The organism is Pseudonocardia aurantiaca (genome assembly GCF_039526725.1).
GTDB classification, from domain to species: domain Bacteria; phylum Actinomycetota; class Actinomycetes; order Mycobacteriales; family Pseudonocardiaceae; genus Pseudonocardia; species Pseudonocardia aurantiaca.
The window spans coordinates 544,799-564,681 of the sequence record NZ_BAAAJG010000008.1 but is presented as its reverse complement, the minus strand read 5'-3'; the positions used below and the strand labels follow the sequence as shown (position 1 = coordinate 564,681).

General features: G+C 73.1%; 20 protein-coding genes. 15 read left to right on the top strand and 5 right to left on the bottom strand.

Going from position 1 to position 19,883, the window contains the following annotated elements:
- Window positions 1-302: 302 nt before the first annotated feature.
- Window positions 303-1,523: an endolytic transglycosylase MltG gene (locus tag ABD143_RS12585; protein ID WP_343976074.1), complete on the top strand. Its 1,221-nt coding sequence runs from the start codon at window positions 303-305 to the stop codon at window positions 1,521-1,523.
- Between the two features lie 48 nt (window positions 1,524-1,571).
- Here ABD143_RS12585 and ABD143_RS12580 read toward each other — a convergent pair whose 3' ends face one another.
- A complete protein-coding gene (locus ABD143_RS12580) occupies window positions 1,572-2,456 on the bottom strand; it encodes a spermidine synthase (protein ID WP_343976071.1) in 885 nt (294 codons plus the stop codon).
- Window positions 2,457-2,502: 46 nt separating this feature from the next.
- Entirely contained in the window at window positions 2,503-2,949 is a 447-nt protein-coding gene (locus tag ABD143_RS12575; protein ID WP_343976068.1) for a PPOX class F420-dependent oxidoreductase, read from the bottom strand.
- A 257-nt stretch (window positions 2,950-3,206) separates the two neighbouring features.
- On the opposite strand from ABD143_RS12575, the gene ABD143_RS12570 reads away from it, so the two are divergent.
- Together ABD143_RS12570 and aroC are read left to right on the top strand one after the other, a co-directional pair.
- A complete protein-coding gene (locus ABD143_RS12570) occupies window positions 3,207-3,902 on the top strand; it encodes a prepilin peptidase (protein ID WP_343976066.1) in 696 nt (231 codons plus the stop codon).
- A gap of 13 nt (window positions 3,903-3,915) precedes the next feature.
- Window positions 3,916-5,088: a chorismate synthase gene (aroC, locus tag ABD143_RS12565; RefSeq protein WP_343977379.1), complete on the top strand. Its 1,173-nt coding sequence runs from the start codon at window positions 3,916-3,918 to the stop codon at window positions 5,086-5,088.
- A gap of 104 nt (window positions 5,089-5,192) precedes the next feature.
- Here aroC and ABD143_RS12560 read toward each other — a convergent pair whose 3' ends face one another.
- Window positions 5,193-5,570, bottom strand: coding sequence for a hypothetical protein (locus tag ABD143_RS12560; RefSeq protein ID WP_343976063.1), 378 nt, complete (start codon window positions 5,568-5,570; stop codon window positions 5,193-5,195).
- A 249-nt stretch (window positions 5,571-5,819) separates the two neighbouring features.
- Between ABD143_RS12560 and ABD143_RS12555 the strand changes: the two genes are divergently transcribed.
- Genes ABD143_RS12555 through aroQ form a run of 3 tightly spaced genes read left to right on the top strand, consistent with a single transcriptional unit; the run spans window position 5,820 to window position 8,028 of the window.
- Window positions 5,820-6,440 (top strand): shikimate kinase, encoded by a 621-nt coding sequence (locus ABD143_RS12555; RefSeq protein ID WP_343976060.1) that lies wholly within the window; start codon window positions 5,820-5,822, stop codon window positions 6,438-6,440.
- Window positions 6,441-6,487: 47 nt separating this feature from the next.
- Window positions 6,488-7,570: a 3-dehydroquinate synthase gene (gene aroB / locus ABD143_RS12550; RefSeq protein WP_343976057.1), complete on the top strand. Its 1,083-nt coding sequence runs from the start codon at window positions 6,488-6,490 to the stop codon at window positions 7,568-7,570.
- A 20-nt stretch (window positions 7,571-7,590) separates the two neighbouring features.
- On the top strand, window positions 7,591-8,028 hold the full coding sequence (aroQ, locus tag ABD143_RS12545) for a type II 3-dehydroquinate dehydratase (RefSeq protein ID WP_343977376.1): 438 nt from the start codon (window positions 7,591-7,593) through the stop codon (window positions 8,026-8,028).
- On the opposite strand, the gene ABD143_RS12540 is transcribed toward aroQ, so the two are convergent.
- Complete coding sequence (locus ABD143_RS12540; protein ID WP_343976054.1) at window positions 8,022-8,249, bottom strand: DUF6458 family protein; 228 nt, start codon at window positions 8,247-8,249, stop codon at window positions 8,022-8,024. The two genes, aroQ and ABD143_RS12540, sit on opposite strands and share 7 nt — an antisense overlap.
- Window positions 8,250-8,305: 56 nt before the next feature.
- Between ABD143_RS12540 and ABD143_RS12535 the strand changes: the two genes are divergently transcribed.
- From ABD143_RS12535 to ABD143_RS12520, 4 genes are all read left to right on the top strand, one after another.
- Window positions 8,306-9,415 (top strand): M24 family metallopeptidase, encoded by a 1,110-nt coding sequence (locus tag ABD143_RS12535; RefSeq protein ID WP_343976051.1) that lies wholly within the window; start codon window positions 8,306-8,308, stop codon window positions 9,413-9,415.
- 113 nt (window positions 9,416-9,528) lie between these two features.
- Window positions 9,529-10,092 (top strand): elongation factor P, encoded by a 564-nt coding sequence (gene efp / locus ABD143_RS12530; protein WP_343976048.1) that lies wholly within the window; start codon window positions 9,529-9,531, stop codon window positions 10,090-10,092.
- Window positions 10,092-10,526, top strand: coding sequence for a transcription antitermination factor NusB (gene nusB / locus ABD143_RS12525; RefSeq protein WP_343976045.1), 435 nt, complete (start codon window positions 10,092-10,094; stop codon window positions 10,524-10,526). Before efp ends, nusB begins: the two co-directional genes overlap by 1 nt.
- 660 nt (window positions 10,527-11,186) lie before the next feature.
- Window positions 11,187-11,438, top strand: coding sequence for a hemerythrin domain-containing protein (locus ABD143_RS12520; RefSeq protein WP_343976042.1), 252 nt, complete (start codon window positions 11,187-11,189; stop codon window positions 11,436-11,438).
- A 104-nt stretch (window positions 11,439-11,542) separates the two neighbouring features.
- On the opposite strand, the gene bldD is transcribed toward ABD143_RS12520, so the two are convergent.
- Entirely contained in the window at window positions 11,543-12,025 is a 483-nt protein-coding gene (gene bldD, locus ABD143_RS12515; protein ID WP_075940047.1) for a transcriptional regulator BldD, read from the bottom strand.
- Window positions 12,026-12,505: 480 nt separating this feature from the next.
- On the opposite strand from bldD, the gene pyrR reads away from it, so the two are divergent.
- The 5 genes from pyrR to carB are packed head-to-tail and all read left to right on the top strand — an operon-like array spanning window position 12,506 to window position 19,872.
- Window positions 12,506-13,129, top strand: a complete 624-nt coding sequence (gene pyrR, locus ABD143_RS12510; RefSeq protein ID WP_379659723.1) for a bifunctional pyr operon transcriptional regulator/uracil phosphoribosyltransferase PyrR — start codon at window positions 12,506-12,508, stop codon at window positions 13,127-13,129.
- Window positions 13,126-14,070, top strand: coding sequence for an aspartate carbamoyltransferase catalytic subunit (locus ABD143_RS12505; RefSeq protein WP_343976034.1), 945 nt, complete (start codon window positions 13,126-13,128; stop codon window positions 14,068-14,070). Before pyrR ends, ABD143_RS12505 begins: the two co-directional genes overlap by 4 nt.
- Window positions 14,071-14,081: 11 nt before the next feature.
- Window positions 14,082-15,416, top strand: coding sequence for a dihydroorotase (locus ABD143_RS12500; protein WP_343976031.1), 1,335 nt, complete (start codon window positions 14,082-14,084; stop codon window positions 15,414-15,416).
- Window positions 15,413-16,585 carry a glutamine-hydrolyzing carbamoyl-phosphate synthase small subunit gene (gene carA, locus ABD143_RS12495; RefSeq protein WP_343976028.1) on the top strand — a complete coding sequence of 391 codons (1,173 nt, stop codon included), beginning with the start codon at window positions 15,413-15,415 and terminating at the stop codon, window positions 16,583-16,585. Before ABD143_RS12500 ends, carA begins: the two co-directional genes overlap by 4 nt.
- Complete coding sequence (gene carB, locus ABD143_RS12490; protein WP_343976026.1) at window positions 16,585-19,872, top strand: carbamoyl-phosphate synthase large subunit; 3,288 nt, start codon at window positions 16,585-16,587, stop codon at window positions 19,870-19,872. Before carA ends, carB begins: the two co-directional genes overlap by 1 nt.
- Window positions 19,873-19,883 lie beyond the last annotated feature (11 nt).

The following is a 19,883-nucleotide window of genomic DNA, read 5'->3' as shown; positions in this document are numbered from 1 at the left end:
CGCAATGGTTACGCTCCGGTCTCGTGAACCCGGACGGATGGGACCCGCCACGGCCGCGCCACCACGCCCCGGTCGGCGCCCGGCCTGGTCACCGCCGAGGCCCCGGGTTCGCTCCGGGTCCCGGTCAGGGTCCTGGGCGCGGACCCGTCCCCGGCTACGGACCGGCGGGATCGCCCCGTCCACCGGCTCCACCTGCGGGCCCGCACCAGTCCGGATCGCGAAACCAGTCCGGCTTCCGCGGGCAGGTGCCACCCCCGATCGGCCCGGCCGGCCCGGGCGGCCCTGAGGAACAGACGGGACCCGTGCGTCAAGTGGCCCCGGCGGCGGCCACAGCCGGTGACGAGCCGCCGGACGGGCCGGTAGAGCCCCCGCGGCACCGGGCGGGCGGGCGCGAGCCGTCCCGCGGCCGCGGGCGGCGCACGGGCGTGTTCGTGCTGGCGGTGCTCGTGCTCCTCGGCGCGGTCGTCGGGGGAGGCGCCTATGTCTACAACGCCTACTTCGTCACGCCCGACTTCGAGGGCGAGGGCCACGGCGAGGTCACCATCCAGGTCGAGCAGGGCGACTCGGGCACCAAGATCGGCAACGAGCTGGTCCAGCGCGGGGTCATCGCGAGCGTCGAGGCGTTCGTCAAGGCCTCGGAGAACGACAGCCGGGTCCGTTCGGTCCAGCCGGGCTACTACCAGCTTCGCCAGGAGATGTCCGCCGCCTCGGCCGTCGCGCTCCTCCTCGATCCGGCGGCCCGGGTGGGGCAGCTGGAGATCCGCGGCGGGGTGCAGCTGGACGACACGCGAGCCCCGGACGGCACGGTGGCGCCCGGCGTGCTCACCCTCATCTCCCAGGCCACGTGCGGCAAGCACGACGGCGTGGAGCAGTGCCTGTCGGCCGACGAGCTGCGCACGGCCATGACCGACACCGACCCGGCGGCGCTCGGCGTGCCGGAGTGGGCGCTGGACGCGGTGAACGCCGCTGACCCCAAGCGCCGCCTCGAGGGACTGCTGGTCCCCGGCCGCTACGACGTGCCGCCGAACACACCCGCCGTGGACGTGCTGCGGGGCCTGCTCACCACGTCGGCGGCGCGGCTGGCGGCGTCCGGGCTGGTGACGGGCGCCCAGCAGATCGGCTCCTCGCCCTACGAGGTGCTGACGCTCGCGTCGCTCGTGGAGAAGGAGGGCATCACACCGGACATGCCCAAGGTGTCCCGGGTGATCTACAACCGGCTCGGCGCTGGGCGGCGCCTCGAACTGGACTCGATGGTCAACTACCCCCTCGACCTACAGGCACTGCGCACCACTCCCGAAGACCGGGCGCGTCCCGGCCCGTACAACAGCTACGCGGTGACGGGCCTGCCGCCCACCCCGATCTCGGCGCCGGGCCAGGCAGCGATCGAGGCGGCGCTGGCCCCCGAGCCGGGGCCGTGGTTCTACTTCGTGCGGTGCCAGGCCGACGGCACGTCCTGCTTCGCCGAGACGTACGCCCAGCACACGGAGAACGTGCGTGCGGCGCAGGCCAGCGGGGCCTTCTAAAGGTCTTCCGGAGATCCTTCTAGAGGTCTTCCGGAGATAAGGGCCCGGCTAGAGTTCGTTCTGGTCGGGCGGACGGCCGAAGAAGCCGGGTGGCGGCTCCGGTGACGGTCTTGCCGTGCGGTCGGCCGGGGCGGTCGCGGCGCCGGCGAGACGACGCACGTCGGTACCGGTCAGCACCCTCGCGGGGAACGGGTCGGCCGCGGCGCGGCGGGTGAGCTCGTCGACGGGGAGGTGCTGCGCGCTGCCGAGCAGCACGAGGTTGCCGAACCCACGCCCGTGCAGGATGGCGGGCGCCGCGACCACGGCCACGTCCGCGAAGCGCGCCAGGGCCGCAGCCACCTGCGTGCGCGCGAAGCGCAGCTCGCCGCCGTCGGCCACGTTGGCCGCGTACACCCCGCCCGGGGCGAGCACCGCCGCCGCGGCGGACAGGAACTCCGCGGACGTCAGGTGCGCCGGCGTGCGGGCGCCGGCGAAGACGTCGAGCACGAGCAGGTCGGCCGTGCCGGGCGGGATCCGGGTGAGCGCGGCGCGCGCGTCGCCGATGGTGACGTCGATGCCGAGCCCGTCGGCGGGGAGCCGGGAGGCGACGAGGTCGACCAGCCCGGCGTCGACCTCGACGACGAGCTGGGAGGCGCCGGGTCGGGTCGCCGCGACGTAGCGGGCGAGCGTCCAGGCGCCGCCGCCGAGGTGGAGCACGCGGGGCCGAGCCGCCGGGAGCAGGTCGACGACGTGCCCGAGTCGGCGGACGTACTCGAACTCGAGGTGGGTGGGGTCGTCGAGGTCGACGTGGGACTGCGCGGTGCCGTTGAGCAGGAGCGTCCAGCCCTGTGGGCGGTCGGGGTCGCCGACGAGCTCGGCGAGACCGTGGTCGACCTCGGCCCGCACGAGAGCGCGCGCCACCCGGCCGATCTGCTTGTTGCGGTCTGGCGTCACGGGGCCGGCTCCTGCGTCGGGCGGGGAGCGGCCCGCGGTGGCGAGTTCAGCGGGGACCTGCCCAGCCGTAGACGTGGCCGAGGCGCAACGTCAGCAGTAGCCGGCGGTCGGCGACCATCGCGGCGCGGTACTCGTCCCAGTCGGGGTGTTCGCCCCGTGCGTCGCGGTAGTACGCGACGAGTGCCTCGACGGTTGCGTCGTGCTGGTCCTGCGCGACGGGCGTCAGCTCGGCGGTGCCCTCGCCGACGGCGTAGGCGTACTGGTCGGGGCGGGTGACGTGGTAGCTGGCGCGGGGGTCGCGGCGCAGGTTGCGGGTCTTCGCGCGGTCGTCGGTGACCGAGATCCGCAGGGTGCGGGTCACGGGGTCGAACGCGTGGCCGACGACCGATGACTGTGGGCGCCCGTCCTCCTTGAGCGTGATGAGGATGCCCCGCGGCACCTGCGCGAACAGGTCGAGCAGACCGGACTGGTCTGCCGTCGTGCTCTCCGTCATGGGCGCTCCTCGGGTGCGTGGCGGGTCGGGCCGGCGGCCGACTCCCCCTACCAGGGTCCTGAACAACTCCGCCCGTAGCGCCCGCCTGGGCGTCGCGCAGTAGGGCCGAGTTGTTCGGGGCGCTCCTAGCACAGCACACCGACACCCTTGGGCCCTTCGGCCGCTCCCCATAGCCCACCTGTCCACCTCGCCACTCCTCCATCCACAGTTTCCCGCTCGCTCCTCCCAGAACCCCGATCCCGGCCACGATCACTCTCATGACCGATCGCGCGGCTCTCGCCGCGGCGGGAGTGGCAGCGGGAATCGCAGCGGGAATCGCAGCGGGAGGAGTGGCGGGATGGGTACTGGGCTGGGGTGCGCGGGTGCTCCTGGGGCGGTTGCGGCGGGGCGCGCGAGTGCCGGGGTTCTGGTGCGAGGCCGGGGTCGCGGTGGTGTGGGCGGCGGTCGTCGCGGGCTGGGTGGCCGGGCTCCTGCCGGCGCAGTGGGTTCCGGCGCTGCTGGGCCTGGGCTGGCTGGCCGTGGCGGCGGGCGCGGTCGACGTGGTCCACCGGCGGCTCCCCGATGCCCTGACGCTCCCCGCGCTGCCCGTGGCACTTCTGCTCCTGCTGCCGGTTGGGCCGGGCGGGGTGCTCACCGGCGCCGCCGGCGCGCTGGTCGCCGCGGCGTGCCATGCCGGGCTGCACCTGCTCGACCGGCGGGCGATCGGGGCAGGCGACGTCAAGTTGGCGGCGCCGCTCGGGGCGGTGCTCGCGGCGGTGAGCTGGCCTGCGCTGGTGCTCGCCGCGGTGCTGGCGGCGCTGCTCACCGGGCTGGCGGCGGTCGCCGGGTTCGCCACGGGCCGGCTGGCGCGCGGAGCGGCGCTGCCGCACGGGCCGTCGATGCTCGCGGCCACGTGGCTGGTCACCGCGTGGCTGGCCGCCGCGGGGGCGGCGGGGAGCGGTGGTGCGGGGTGAGAGAATCGGGGGCGTGCTGCGCTGGATCACCGCCGGGGAGTCCCACGGTCCTGCCCTGGTGGCCGTGCTGGAAGGCATGGTCGCCGGGGTCGAGATCACCACCAAGGAGCTCGCCGCCGAGCTTGCCCGTCGCCGCCTCGGCCACGGCCGCGGGGCGCGGATGAAGTTCGAGGCCGACGAGCTGGAGGTGATCGGTGGCGTCCGGCACGGTGTCACGCAGGGTGGACCGGTGGCCGTGCGGATCGGCAACTCGGAGTGGCCGAAGTGGGAGACGGTCATGGCGGCCGACCCGGTCGACCCGGAGCTGATTGCGGGCCGGGCCCGCAACGCGCCACTCACCCGGCCCCGTCCGGGGCACGCCGACCTGGCGGGTATGACGAAGTACGGGTTCGACGACGCCCGGCCGGTCCTGGAGCGGGCCAGTGCGCGGGAGACTGCGGCCCGCGTGGTGCTGGGCACGGTGGCGAAGGCGTTCCTCGAGCAGGCGCTGGACGTCTCGATCGTGTCGCACGTGGTCGCGCTCGGTGCCGCCGAGGCGCCCGAGGACGAGCGGCCCGGTCCCGGCGATCTGGAGCGCGTCGACGCCAGCCCCGTGCGGGCGTACTCGGATGCGGCCACCGAGGCGATGGTTGCGGAGGTGGACGCGGCGCAGCGCGACGGCGACACGCTCGGCGGCGTGGTCGAGGTGATCGCCTACGGGCTTCCCGTGGGGCTCGGCTCGTATGTGCAGAGCGACCGGCGGCTCGACGCCCGCCTCGCCGGGGTGCTGATGGGCATCCAGGCGATGAAGGGCGTGGAGATCGGCGACGGCTTCCGCACCGCTGCGCGGCGGGGGAGCGTCGCGCACGACGAGATGATCCCGGGCGACCCCGTGAAGCGCCTGTCCAACCGCGCGGGGGGCATCGAGGGCGGCATGACCAACGGCGAGCCGGTGAGGGTCCGTGTGGCGATGAAGCCGATCTCCACGGTCCCGCGGGCGCTCCAGACGGTGGACATGGCCACCGGAGAGCCCGCGCAGGCCATCCACCAGCGTTCGGACGTGTGCGCGGTGCCGGCCGCCGGGGTGGTGGCCGAGGCGATGGTCGCGCTGGTGCTGGCCGACGCGGCGCTGGAGAAGTTCGGCGGCGACTCGCTGGCCGAGACCCGCCGCAACCTCCGCGCCTACCGGGACGCCGCGGAGGGCTGAGCCGCGCGCCGCGGTGACGCAGCGGCAGGTGGGGCGGTCCCCGGCCCCGACCGGCGCGGGGCGTGCCTGCGCCCGTTCGGGGTCAGGCGCGACGAACGGCCGGGTCAGTACTCCGTGGGCCGGGCCTGCGGTGGCCCCTGCTCGGGGCGTCGCGCGGCGCGGCGAGTGCGCCCGGTGCCGCGGCCGCGGCGGGTGCCGGCGTGGAAGGCGGCCGCGCGGTCCGGCCGGTCGATGCGTTCGATCCGGTCGGTGCGCTCGGCCCGATCAGCACTCTCAGGGGGTGGGGCGGGGGCGGGGGGGTGGGGCGATTGCGCGTCGAACGCCGCGAACGGGGTGCCGGTTCCTGCGCTGTGCTGCGTGCGCAGTTGCGGTTCCAGATGGGCCTGCCGCCGGCGCCGGGGGAGCGGGAGCTGCTCGCGGGCCGGGGTCGGGCCATCCGGGGTGCGGGGCGCAGCGTCCCCGCCGCTCTCGCCGTGCTCCACGAATGCTCCGATCGTGCGAATCGGCTGGTGCTTTCGCCACACTCCGGCGTCGCGGCCGGGTGGTTCGCACATTAACCGACCAGTGGAACGGCGAGAGGCAGGCTGCGGTGTGACGCGGCGCGCGGCGACTTCCCCGCGGTGACTTCTCGTTCCGGCCGCCGGGCGGTCGGCGGTGCCGGACGGACGGTCGGGCGCTGGAGGTCGGGCGCTGGAGGTCGGGCGCTGCGGGGCGGTCACTACCCTGAGGTCGTGAGTTCGGAGAGACGTCCGTCCCTGGTCCTCGTCGGCCCGCCGGGGTCCGGCAAGACCACGGTCGGCCAGGTGCTGGCGCGCCGGCTCGGTGTGGGGTTCACCGATGTCGACGAGCTGATCGTCGACCGCGCCGGGAAGGCGATCTCGGACATCTTCCTGCAGGACGGCGAGGACGTGTTCCGCGCGCTGGAGCGGGAGGTCGTGGCCGAGGCGCTGGCGGGCGTCAACGGCGTGCTGGCGCTGGGTGGCGGGTCGGTGCTGGCGGCCGAGACGCGGGAGCGGCTGCGCGGGCACCGCGTGGTGCATCTGACCGTCGGGCTGGCGGACGGACTGCGCCGCACAGGGATGTCCACGGCCCGGCCGCTGCTCGCCGGCGTCAACCCGCGGGCCACGTTCAAGGCGCTGCTGGACGCGCGGGCCCCGCTGTACCGGGAGGTCGCCACCGTCGAGATCGACACCGCCCGGCGCAGCGCGAACCAGGTGGCGCGGGCGGTGCTGGAGGCGCTGGGCGAGCTCCCTGCGTCCGCGCCGCCGGACCCGGTGGACCCCGACGACCCGCTCGACCAGGCCACCCCGCACCACGGCGCGGTGCTGCCGGACCCGTCGATCCGTTCCTGAGCCGGTGCGCGGCCGAGGGGTGTCGTGGCGTCAGTAGGGTGCTTCTCGTGAGCGAGACCGTGCGGATCGACGTCGCCTCCGAGCGGCCGTACCCCGTGCTCGTGGGCCGGGGTGTCCGCGAAGAGCTGGCCGGTGTGGTCAGTGGCCTCGGCGCGACGGTTGCGCTGATCGTCCACCAGCGGGCGCTCGCGGACGTCGCCGAGCAGGTGCGCGCCGATCTCGACGCCGCGGGCGTCGACGCCCACCGGGTCGAGGTGCCGGATGCCGAGGAGGGCAAGACGCTCCTGACGGCCGGTTACTGCTGGGACGTGTGCGGGCAGATCGGCCTGACGCGCGGCGACGTGGTCGTCTCCCTCGGGGGCGGGGCGGCCACCGACCTCGCCGGGTTCGTGGCGGCTACCTGGATGCGCGGGGTGCGTGTCGTGCACGTGCCCACGACGCTCCTGGCGATGGTCGACGCTGCCGTGGGCGGGAAGACGGGCATCAACACCGGCGCGGGCAAGAACCTGGTGGGCGCCTTCCACGAACCGTCGGCGGTGTTCGCGGACCTGAGCGTGCTGGACACACTCCCGCTCGCCGAGCTGGTGGCGGGCAGCGCGGAGATCATCAAGGCCGGGTTCATCGCGGACCCGGTGATCCTCGACCTGGTGGAGGCGGGGCCTGCGGCCGCGCTCGACCCTGCGGGCTCGGTGCTGCCGGAGCTGGTGCGCCGCTCCATCCAGGTGAAGGCCGACGTCGTCGCCGCCGACCTGCGCGAGTCGCATCTGCGGGAGATCCTGAACTACGGCCACACGCTGGGCCACGCCATCGAGCGCCGCGAGGACTACCGCTGGCGGCACGGGGCGGCGGTGAGCGTCGGGCTGGTGTTCGCCGCCGAGCTGGCCCGCCAGGCAGGGCGCCTCGACGACGTCACCGCCGACCGGCACCGCGCGGTGCTGGCGGCGGTCGGGCTGCCGGTGAGCTACGAACCCGGCGCGCTGCCGGAGCTGGTGGAGAGCATGCGCGGGGACAAGAAGGCCCGGGCGGGCACGCTGCGGTTCGTCGTGCTGGACGGGCTCGCGAAGCCCGGCCGGCTGGAGGCCCCGGCGCCGGAGCTGCTGGAGCGCGCGTACGCGGCGGTGGCCCGATGACGACGAGCGCGACGAACGCGATGAGCAAGGTCCTCGTCCTCAACGGGCCCAACCTGGGCCGGCTCGGCACACGCGAGCCGTCGGTGTACGGGCGCACCACGTACGCCGACCTCGTCGCGCTCTGCGAGCGCACCGGCAAGGACCTGGGCCTGGACGTGGAGGTCCGCCAGACCGACCACGAGGGCGAGCTGCTCGGCTGGCTGCACGAGGCCGCGGACGCCGGATGGCCCGTGGTGCTCAACGCCGGGGCGTGGACGCACACGTCCGTGGCGGTGCGGGACGCGTGCGCTCAGCTCACGGCGCCGCTGGTGGAGGTACACATCACGAACGTGCACAAGCGCGAGGAGTTCCGCCATCACTCCTACATCTCCGGGGTCGCCACCGGCGTGATCGTCGGGCTCGGCGTCGACGGGTATGCGCTCGCGCTTCGGTGGGTCGCTACCGGCGGGGGTCAGTAGCGCGGGTCGCGCGGGGTCTGCGGCGGGTAGACCTCGTCGCGGGTGGCCACCACCGGGCGGCTCTGGCGGGCCAGCAGGAGGCTCGCCACCAGCCCGACGATGCCGACCACGGTGAGGATCCAGCCCACGAGTTCGAGGTCGATGCCGCCGAGGTCGACGCGCACGGCGAGCGCCAGGATCAGGCCGATTGCGATGAGGCCGATGCTCGATCCAATTCTCATGGTCAGCACTACCCGCTCGGGCGACGCCGGACACATGCCGTCGTAGGGTGATCGGCATGTCCGTTGCCTCCGGCACCGTCCCCCGCGCGGCCGCCCGCCGCGCTGCCCTGCGGGCGCTGCTGCCCGGCGCCGGAGTCGACGCGCTGCTCGTCACCGACCTCGTGAACATCCGCTACCTGACGGGCTTCACCGGTTCGAACGCTGCGCTCGTCGTGCACGCGGACGGCGACGCGGCGAGCCGGCTCTGCACCGACGGGCGCTACCGCACCCAGGCCGCCGACGAGGTGCCGGACCTGGAGACGGTGATCGATCGGGCGAGCGGCCTGGCGCTGGCCGGGCAGGTGGGCGCACTGGGTGTGGGGCGGCTGGGTTTCGAGTCCGACTCCGTCACGGTGGACGCCCACACCGCGCTCGAAGCGGCCGCCGAGGGCGTCGAGCTGCGCCGCGCCCCCGGTCTCGTGCAGCTGCTACGCCTGGTGAAGGACGAGGGGGAGGTGGCAGCGCTGCGGGCGGCCTGCGCTGCTGCGGACGCGGCGCTCGCCGACCTGCTGGCCGCGGGCGGGCTGGCGCCGGGCCGCACGGAGCGGGAGGTGGCGCTGGATCTGGAGACGCGGATGCGCGAGCACGGCGCCGCGGGCCCGGCGTTCGAGACGATCGTGGCGGCCGGAGCGCACTCGGCGATCCCGCACCACCGCCCCACGGGTGCCGCGCTCGCGGCCGGCGATTTCGTGAAGATGGACTTCGGGGCGCTCGTCGACGGCTATCACTCCGACATGACCCGCACCGTCGTGCTCGGCCGGGCCGCGGCATGGCAGCGGGAGCTCTACGAGCTCGTCGCGGCGGCGCAGGCCGCGGGCCGGGCGGGGCTCGCGCCGGGCACGGCGGTGTCCGACGTGGACGCCGCGGCCCGGCAGGTCGTGGCGGACGCCGGGCGCGGCGCGGAGTTCGTCCACGGCCTCGGCCACGGCGTCGGCCTGCAGATCCACGAGGCGCCCGCGTTGGCGAAGACCGGCACGGGAACCCTCGCGGCCGGCATGGTGGTCACGGTCGAACCGGGGGTGTACCTGGAGGGCCGCGGGGGGGTGCGGATCGAGGACACGCTCGTGGTGCGTGACGGCGCGCCCGAGCTGTTGACATGCACCACCAAGGAGCTCGTCGAGCTCTAGTGGGTATCCTGGTCAACGGACGACGGCGCCGCAGCGGGCGCCGCTCACTCAGCAGGCCCCCCGGCGCGTGACGGCACCCTCCGCGCCAGTAGAGACGCAGGAGATACCCGCACGTGGCCACCACCAACGACCTCAAGAACGGCTTGGTGCTCAACCTCGACGGCCAGCTCTGGTCCGTCACCGCGTTCCAGCACGTCAAGCCCGGCAAGGGTGGGGCGTTCGTGCGCACCACGCTCAAGAACGTGATGACCGGCAAGGTCGTCGACAAGACCTTCAACGCGGGCACGAAGGTCGACACGGCCACCGTCGACCGCCGGGACATGACCTTCCTGTACCGAGACGGCGCCGACTTCGTGTTCATGGACGGCGACACGTTCGAGCAGATCCCGATTCCCGAGGTCACCGTCGGCGACGCGGCCAACTACATGCTCGAGAACCAGACCGCGATGGTGGCGCTGCATGACAACGTGCCGCTCTACGTCGAGCTGCCGACGTCGGTGGAGCTCGTCATCTCGCACGCCGACCCTGGCCTGCAGGGAGACCGCTCCACGGGTGGCACCAAGCCGGCCACCTTGGAGACGGGCGCCGAGATCCAGGTGCCGCTGTTCGTCACCACCGGCGAGAAGGTCAAGGTGGACACCCGTGACGGGCGCTACCTCGGCCGCGTATCCGGCTGATGCCGGAGCGGCTGCAACGGGCTCGCACCAGGGCGCGCAAGCGCGCCCTCGACATCCTGTTCGAGTCGGAGGCCCGCGGGGACGACCCGCTCAAGGTGCTGACCCAGCGGCAGGAGACCGACGACGCGCCTCCGGTCTCCGAGTACGCCGCGATGCTCGTGCAAGGTGTGGTGGAGCACGGGGAGCGCATCGACCAGCTGCTCGCTGAGCACGCCGAGGGCTGGACCGTTGCGCGGATGCCGGCCGTCGACCGCGCGCTGCTGCGGATCGGGGTGTTCGAGCTGCTGTGGGTCGACGAGATCGACGACCCGGTGGCCATCACCGAGGCCGTCGAGCTGGCCCGCAACCTGTCCACGGACGACAGCCCGCGGTTCCTCAACGGCGTGCTCGGGCGTATTGCCGACATCGCCGAGCACCTACGCGCCACGCGCTGACGCCTCGCCGAATCGTCTGTTGTGCAGACGATCTGTGTAGCATCTCGTTGACGGATCACGGTGGACGCCTGATGGACGAGCTGCGCTGGGTGCATGCCGCGATCCGCCAGGAGCTGGCGGCGTGTGTCGCGCTAGAGGAGCGCCCTGAACAACTCGGTCCTACTGCGCGTCGCCCAGGCGGGCACCTCGCGGCGTTGGACGATCGGGCCGATACAACAGCGGTATCGGCCCGATCGTCCGCCTTGCGATGCACCCACCTGGACGCCGCTCGCTACGGGCGGAGTTGTTCAGGACCCTCCTAGCCGGCGAGGTGCGGGCGGGCACGGCCGCGGACGTCGTGCGCGATGGCGTCCGCGTCCTGCACAGCGACGGGCTGCTGTGGCAGCTGCGTATGAAGTGCCTGCACCAATGCGCGTTCGTGCACATGCACCACGGGGTCGAGGACGCAACGCTGTTCCCGCAGGTGCAAGTGCGGTGGCCACAAACGTCCGCCGGGTCCTCGCGGGCCAGAACGACGCCTCCTGGGGGACGGTAGGCCGGCGGAGCCGGCCGGGGTGGGTCGGCATTGCGTTGCCCCCGCACCCGAGTACGCCCGGTACGAGGGTGCGGGGGCGCCTTGCGAGGCGCCGTTCTGATCCCGCGATCACCCCGGCAACGTTCGTGGCCACCGCCCTAGCGATCGAGCCGTCGCTCGGGCCGACCATCGATCGGCTGGAAGCCGACCATGTCGTGGTCTCCGGCCTTCTCGACCGGGTCGAGGCGGCGGCGCGGGGGCTCGGCGGGCCGGACGACCCCGGCGCGCGCACTGAGCTGGCCGGGGCGCTCGACGAGCTGTCGGCGCATCTGCTCACGCACCTCGACGTAGAGGAAGCCGCACTCGAGCCGGTGCTCTCCCGGCTCGAGCGCATCTGAATGAGCGGCGCGCGGAGTGCGGTCCGCGCGTCCCTGGCCCGTATCGGGTGAGTGCCGCGGCGCCGTCCTCCCCGTGGACGGCGACCCGCGTCAGGCGGTGGGAGTCAGGCGGTGGGCCTGGCTTCTGGAGGCAGCACGCCCCAGTCGATGAGCTGGTCGGTGAGCTCGCCGGGAGTCATGTCGTAGATGATCGACAGCGATCGAAGGTCCTCGGCCCGGATCGAGAGCACCTTGCCGTTGTAGTCGCCGCGCTGGCTCTGGATCGCAGCTGCGTAGCGCGCGAGCGGGCCCACCTTGTCGGCCGGGAGCTGCTGGAGCCGCTCCAGGTTGATCACGATCTTCGTTGCCGGCTCGGATCCGGACGGCACGCGGCCCTCCGGGAGCAGCTCGGCGACGGGCACGCCGTAGAAGTCGGCCAGCTCGGCCAGCTTCTGCACGGTGACCGCACGGTCGCCGCGCTCGTAGGAGCCCACCACGACCGCCTTCCAGCGGCCACCCGACTTCTGCTCGACGCCGTGCAGCGACAACCCCTGCTGCTGTCTGATGGCGCGGAGCTTTCCGCCGAGCGCCTTGGCGTAGTCGCCCATGTGGCGACCTCCTCACTTGCTGGTAGCTCGGCCGCGGGACCGAACTGTTACCGGTGTTGCGGGTGCGGTCCAGCGCTCAGGTTGCGCAGGCTCCCGTCCCCGGGTGGTGCCCCCCGCTGCCGCGGCCACCCTGGGAGCAATCGATCAATACGGAGAGTAATCCTGCGCGTGTGCCGCCCGTCGGTCAAGCTGACGTACCCCTCCTGGTGTCGCACAGCTGCCGAGACCACTCGAACGGCTGATCGGGCGTCCCCCGCCAGGCGTTACGTCGTGCGCGACGCACACATGCAGGCCCAGATGGTGGCAGTCGTGCATTCCGGGTGTGACGGCTGGGGTAGGCGAGAGGGTGAGGGGACCGTACGCGGTGTGACACTGGTGATGCCCCGGCGCCGTGAACGGGGTTCGGACGCACCCCGCTGGTAGCGTCGATGCGACCGGTTCCTTTAAGGCCCGTCCGGTGAGGCGGGGAAGGAGTTACTCGTGGCGGAGCACCGCCGCGGGGACCCGGCAAGCGCAAGCCCTCCCGCTCGGGAGCTGCCTGACGAGCAGCCCGGGGACCAGCCCAGGGAGCTGCTCAGCGCTGCCGACGTCACCCGCACCATCGCGCGCATCGCGCATCAGATCATCGAGAAGACGGCCGACGCGAGCGACGTCGTCCTCATCGGCATCCCCACCCGCGGCGCGGTGCTCGCCCGCAGGCTCGCCGCCGCCGTCGCCGAGTTCTCCGGCACCGCTCCCGCCGTCGGCTCGGTCGACCCGACGCTCTACCGCGACGACCTGCGCCGTCGCCCCGCACGCGCGCTCGAGGACACCGCGGTGCCCGAGGGTGGACTCGACGACGCCTTGGTCGTGCTCGTCGACGACGTGCTCATGTCCGGACGCACGGTGAAGGCCGCGCTCGACGCGCTGTCCGAGCACGGCCGACCGCGCGCGGTGCAGCTCGCCGTGCTCGTCGACCGCGGCCACCGCGAGCTGCCGATCCGCGCCGACTACGTGGGCAAGAACGTGCCCACCGCCCGCGGCGAGCAGATCCTCGTGCTGCTCGACGAGACCGACGGCGTCGACGGCGTGCGGCTGCGTCGCTCGCCGGGAGGGAGCTCATGAAGCACCTGCTGTCCGTCGGCGACCTGGACGCCGCGACCGCCACCGCCCTCCTCGACACCGCGGACCGGCTCAAGCAGGCCCTGCTGGGCCGCGAGGTGCGCAAGCTCCCCACGCTCCGCGGCCGAACCGTGATCACGATGTTCTACGAGAACTCGACCCGTACGCGGGTGTCGTTCGAGATCGCGGGCAAATGGATGAGCGCCGACACGGTGAACGTCAGCGCGTCGGGCTCCTCGGTCTCGAAGGGGGAGTCGCTGCGCGACACCTCGCTCACCCTCTCGGCGATGGGCGCCGACTGCGTGGTCGTCCGGCACCCGGCCTCGGGCGCCGCCCATCGGCTCGCGGGATGGATCGACCGCGACCAGGACGTCACCGGCACGCACACCTCGATCATCAACGCGGGCGACGGCACCCACGAACACCCCACGCAGGCCCTCCTGGACGCGGCGACGTTGCGCGACCGGCTCGGTGGCATCGCCGGGCGTCGGATCGCGATCGTCGGCGACGTGCTGCACAGCCGGGTGGCCCGCTCCAACGTGTTCCTGCTGGCCACGCTCGGCGCGGAGGTCGTAATTGTCGCGCCGCCCACGCTGCTGCCCGTCGGCATCGAGCAGTGGCCGTGCCGCGTCTCGCCGGACCTGGACGCCGAGCTCCCCGCGCTGGACGCGGTGATGATGCTGCGGGTGCAGGCCGAGCGCATGCACGGCGGGTTCTTCCCGTCGGCCCGCGAGTACGCGATCGGCTACGGCCTGTCCGCCGACCGGGCGGCGCTGCTGCCCGAGCACGCCGTGGTGCTGCACCCGGGCCCGATGGTCCGTGGCATGGAGATCGCCCCCAGCGTGGCCGACTCGCCGTCGTCGGCGGTGCTCGCGCAGGTGTCGAACGGCGTGCATGTCCGCATGGCGGTCCTCTACCACCTCCTGGCGGGAGCCCCCGAGTGAATGAGCGCAGCATGACAGACCTGTTCATCCGCAACGCCCGCCCGTACGGCGAGGACGCGGTCGACCTGCTCGTGCGCGACGGGGTCGTGACCGAGATGGGCGCTGGGCTGCGGGCGCCCGACGGCGTCGAGGTGCTGGACGCCGGCGGGCACGTGCTGCTGCCGGGCTTCGTCGACCTGCACACGCATCTGCGTGAGCCGGGCGGCGAGGAGTCCGAGGACATCACGTCCGGCTCTGCGGCCGCGGCCCGAGGCGGTTTCACGGCCGTCTTCGCGATGGCCAACACCGACCCCGTGGCCGACACCGCCGTCGTCGTCGAGCATGTCCGGCGCCGCGGCGAGGAGGTCGGGCTCGTCGACGTGCACCCCGTCGGCGCGGTCACCGTGGGCCTCGAGGGCGTCAAGATGGCTGAGCTGGGCACGATGGCCCGATCCCGCGCGCAGGTCCGGATGTTCTCCGACGACGGCCATTGCGTGCAGGACCCCGTGATCATGCGCAGGGCACTGGAGTACGCCTCCGCGCTCGGGGTGGTGATCGCTCAGCACGCCGAGGACCACCGGCTCACCGCGGGCGCGCAGGCGCATGAAGGGGTGGTGGCGTCGCGGCTCGGGCTGGCCGGCTGGCCCGCCACCGCGGAGGAGACGATCGTCGCCCGCGACTGCGCGCTCGCCCGCGAGGCGGGTGCCGCGCTGCACGTCTGCCACGTCTCCTCGGCCCGGACCATCGACGTGCTGCGCGCGGCGAAGGCGCAGGGTGTGCGGGTCTCGGCCGAGGTCACGCCCCACCACCTGCTGCTCACCGACGCCGCGCTGAGCAGCTACGACCCGGTCAACAAGGTCAACCCGCCGCTGCGCACCGGCGAGGACACGAAGGCGATGCGCGCCGCGCTCGCGGAGGGCGTGATCGACGTGGTCGCCACCGACCACGCCCCACACGCCGCCCAGTACAAGGACACGGAGTGGGCTGCCGCACGCCCCGGGATGCTCGGCCTGGAGACGGCCCTCTCGGTTGTTGTACACACAATGGTGGAGCCGAGCCTGCTGGACTGGCGCGGCGTCGCGCGCGTCCTGTCGGAGCGGCCCGCCGAGATCGGCGGCCTGCCGGACCACGGCAGGCCGATCGCGGTCGGGGAGCCCGCCACGTTCGCGCTCGTCGACCCGGACGGCGTGTGGACGGTGCGCGGTGCCGCGCTCGCCAGCAGGGCGTCCAACACCCCCTACGAGGGCATGCGGCTGCCGGCGACGGTGGCGGCGACGGTGCTGCGCGGTCGGATCACGGCGCGGAGCGGACGCATCGCGCCCTTCGGCGCAGGGCGCGACGGAGAGGTAGCAGAGGTGGGGTCATGAGCAACACAGCGGCAGCACTCGTGCTGGAGGACGGGCGGATCTTCCGCGGCGAGGCCTATGGCGCCGTCGGCGAGGCGCTCGGCGAGGCCGTGTTCACCACCGGCATGACCGGGTACCAGGAGACCCTCACCGACCCCTCCTACCACGGTCAGATCGTTGTGCAGACCGCCCCGCAGATCGGCAACACCGGCTGGAACGACGAGGACGACGAGTCGCACCGCATCCAGGTGGCGGGGTACGCCGTCCGCGACCCTGCGCGCGCGCCGTCGAACTGGCGCTCGCGCCGCACCCTCGGCGACGCGCTCACCGAGCACGGAATCGTGGGCCTCGCCGGCATCGACACCCGCGCGCTGGTGCGCCACCTGCGCGAGCGGGGCGCGATGCGCGCGGGCGTCTTCTCCGGCCCGGCGCTCGCGTCGGCCGAGGAGATGGTGGCGCGGGTGCTCGCAAGCCCGCCGATGGAGGGTGCCGACCTCTACGGGGCCGTCACCACCCGCGAGCCCTACGTCGTGGCGGCCGACGGCGAGCGCCGGTTCCGCGTGGCCGCGCTCGACGTCGGGATCAAGTTCAACACCCCGCGTTTGATGGCCGCGCGCGGCATCGAGGTGCACGTCCTGCCCGCGAACACGCCGATCGAGGCGATCGAGGAGCTGGGCCCGGACGGGTTCTTCATCGCCAACGGCCCCGGCGACCCCGCGACCGCCGACGTGCCAGTCGAGCTGACCCGCCAGGTGCTGGAGCGGCGGATCCCGACGTTCGGCATCTGCTTCGGCAACCAGATCCTGGCCCGCGCACTCGGCCGCGGCACGTACAAGCTGCGCTACGGCCACCGCGGTATCAACATCCCTGTGGTCGAGCACGGCACCGGCCGGGTGGCGATCACGTCGCAGAACCACGGGTTCGCCGTCGAGGGCGAGGCGGGGGAGCGGTTCGACACCCCGTTCGGCGCCGCCGAGATCACCCACACCTGCCCCAACGACGGCTGCGTCGAAGGGCTGCAGGCCCTCGAGGTCCCGGCGTTCAGCGTGCAGTACCACCCGGAGGCGGCCGCAGGCCCGCACGACGCCGCCGACCTGTTCGACCGGTTCGTCGACCTGATGGCGGCCGACGACGCACCCGGCCGCCACCGTCTGCGCTCCGCTGACGCTCCGCACGAGGAAGGCGCCTGATGCCCAAGCGCGACGACATCCGCCACGTGATGGTGATCGGCTCCGGGCCGATCGTCATCGGGCAGGCCGCCGAGTTCGACTACTCCGGCACGCAGGCGTGCCGCGTGCTGCAGGCGGAGGGCCTGCGCGTTTCGCTGGTGAACTCCAACCCGGCGACCATCATGACCGACCCCGAGTTCGCCGACGCCACCTACGTGGAGCCGGTAACGCCGGAGTTCCTGGAGCAGGTGATCGCGGCCGAGCGGCCCGACGCGCTGCTCGCGACCCTCGGCGGGCAGACCGCGCTCAACGCCGCCGTCGCCCTGCACGAGAACGGCGTGCTGGAGCGCTACGGCGTGGAGCTGATCGGCGCCGACATCGACGCCATCCAGCGCGGCGAGGACCGGCTGAAGTTCAAGGAGATCGTGCAGGCCATCGGCGGAGACGTGCCGCGATCGGCCGTCTGCCACTCGATGAACGAGGTGCGGGCCGCCGTCGCGGAGCTCGGCCTGCCGGTGGTGATCCGGCCGTCGTTCACGATGGGCGGGCTCGGCTCGGGGGTGGCGCACACCCCCGAGGATCTCGAGCGGCTCGCCGGCGGCGGGCTCGACGCCTCGCCCGTCACCGAGGTGCTCATCGAGGAGTCCGTGCTCGGCTGGAAGGAGTACGAGCTCGAGCTGATGCGCGACCGCCACGACAACGTCGTGGTCGTCTGCTCCATCGAGAACCTCGACCCGATGGGCGTGCACACCGGTGACTCGATCACCGTCGCGCCCGCGATGACGCTCACCGACCGCGAGTACCAGCACATGCGCGACGTCGGCATCGCTGTGCTGCGCGCGGTCGGCGTCGACACCGGCGGCTGCAACATCCAGTTCGCCGTGCACCCCGACACCGGGCGCCTCGTCGTGATCGAGATGAACCCCCGGGTCTCGCGGTCGTCGGCGCTGGCGTCGAAGGCCACCGGCTTCCCGATCGCGAAGATCGCGGCGCGCCTGGCCATCGGATACACGCTCGACGAGATCCGCAACGACATCACTGGCGAGACGCCCGCCGCGTTCGAGCCCACGCTCGACTACGTGGTCGTCAAGATCCCGCGGTTCGCGTTCGAGAAGTTCCCCGGCGCCGACCCCGAGCTCACCACCACGATGAAGAGTGTCGGCGAGGCCATGGCGCTCGGGCGGTCCTTCCCGGAGGCGCTGGGTAAGGCGCTGCGGTCGATGGAGACCACCCGTGCGGGCTTCTGGACCACCCCGGACCCGGACGGCGAGCCGGACGTCACGACTGCCCTCGACGGGCGGATCTACGCCGTCGAGCGTGCCCTGCGCGGCGGGGCGAGTGTGGCCGAGGTAGCGCAGCGGTCGGGTATCGACCCGTGGTTCCTCGACCAGATCCTCGCCCTCACCGAGCTGCGTCAGGAGATCGAGGACGTGGCCGTGCTCGACGCGCCGCTGCTGCGGCGGGCCAAGCGCGCTGGGTTCTCGGACCGGCAGATCGCGGTTCTGCGCCCGGAGTTCGCCGGCGAGGACGGCGTGCGCGTGCTGCGCCACCGGCTGGGGATCCGCCCGGTCTACAAGACGGTGGACACGTGCGCGGCCGAGTTCGCCGCGAGGACGCCGTACCACTACAGCGCCTACGAGACCGACCCGGCGGCCGAGTCGGAGATCGCCCGGCAGACCGAGAAGCCCAAGGTGCTGATCCTCGGATCCGGGCCCAACCGGATCGGGCAGGGCATCGAGTTCGACTACTCCTGCGTGCACGCCGTGATGGCGCTGCGGGAGGCCGGGTTCGAGACCGTGATGGTCAACTGCAACCCCGAGACCGTCTCCACCGACTACGACACGGCCGACCGGCTCTACTTCGAGCCGCTCACGTTCGAGGACGTGCTGGAGGTCGTTCACGCCGAGCGGCAGTCCGGCACGGTCGCGGGCGTGATCGTGCAGCTGGGCGGCCAGACGCCGCTCGGACTCGCGCAGCGCCTCACCGACGCCGGTGTGCCGGTCGTCGGCACGAGCGCCGCCGCGATCGACCTGGCGGAGGACCGCGGCGCGTTCGGCGAGGTGCTCCGGAAGGCAGGACTCCCGGCGCCGGCGTTCGGCATGGCCACCTCGTTCGAGGAGGCCCGCGACATCGCCGACCGCATCGGCTACCCGGTGCTCGTCCGGCCGTCCTACGTGCTGGGTGGGCGGGGCATGGAGATCGTCTACGACGACGAGACGCTCGCCGGTTACATCTCCCGCGCCACCACGATCAGCGAGGACCGGCCGGTGCTCGTCGACCGGTTCCTCGACGACGCGGTCGAGATCGACGTCGACGCGCTCTGCGACGGCACCGAGGTCTTCATCGGCGGCGTCATGGAGCACATCGAGGAGGCCGGGGTGCACTCCGGCGACTCCTCCTGCACACTCCCGCCGATCACCCTCGGCCGTTCGGTGCTCGAGCAGGTGCGCCGCTCCACCGAGGCGATCGCGCACGGGGTGGGCGTGCGCGGGCTGCTCAACGTCCAGTACGCGCTGCACGGCGACATGCTCTACGTGCTGGAGGCCAACCCGCGTGCCTCGCGCACGGTGCCGTTCGTCTCGAAGGCCACGGCCGTGCCGCTCGCGAAAGCTGCGGCGCGGATCATGCTCGGTACCTCCATCGCGCAGCTGCGCGAGGATGGCCTGCTGCCCGCGAACGGGGACGGTGGCGAGCTGCCGCCCGACGCGCCGATCGCGGTCAAGGAGGCGGTGCTGCCGTTCCACCGCTTCCGCACGGTGGACGGGCACGGCGTCGACCCGCTGCTCGGCCCGGAGATGAAGTCCACGGGTGAGGTGATGGGCTTCGACAGCTCGTTCGGCGCGGCGTTCGCCAAGTCCCAGGCCGGAGCCTACGGGTCGCTGCCGCGCTCGGGACGGGTGTTCGTGTCGATGGCCGACCGCGACAAGCGCGCGATGGTGTTCCCTGTGCTGCGCCTCGCGGACCTGGGCTTCGAGGTGCTCGCCACCGCGGGCACGGCCGACGTCCTTCGGCGCCACGGCGTCGCGGCCACGGTGGTGCGCAAGCACTACGAGGGGGGCGAGACGATCATCGAGCGGATCCTCGCCGGTGACGTCGACATGATCATCAACACCCCGTACGGCAACTCCGGGCCCCGGATCGACGGCTACGAAATCCGGTCGGCAGCCGTGGCGCGCGGCGTCCCGTGCATCACGACGGTCCAGGGCGCCGCGGCGGCCGTGCAGGGGATCGAGGCGATGATCGCCGGGAAGATAGGCGTGCGCTCCCTGCAGGACGCGCACGCGGCGCTGCGGAAGGCGCGGGCGTGAGCGAGCTTGCG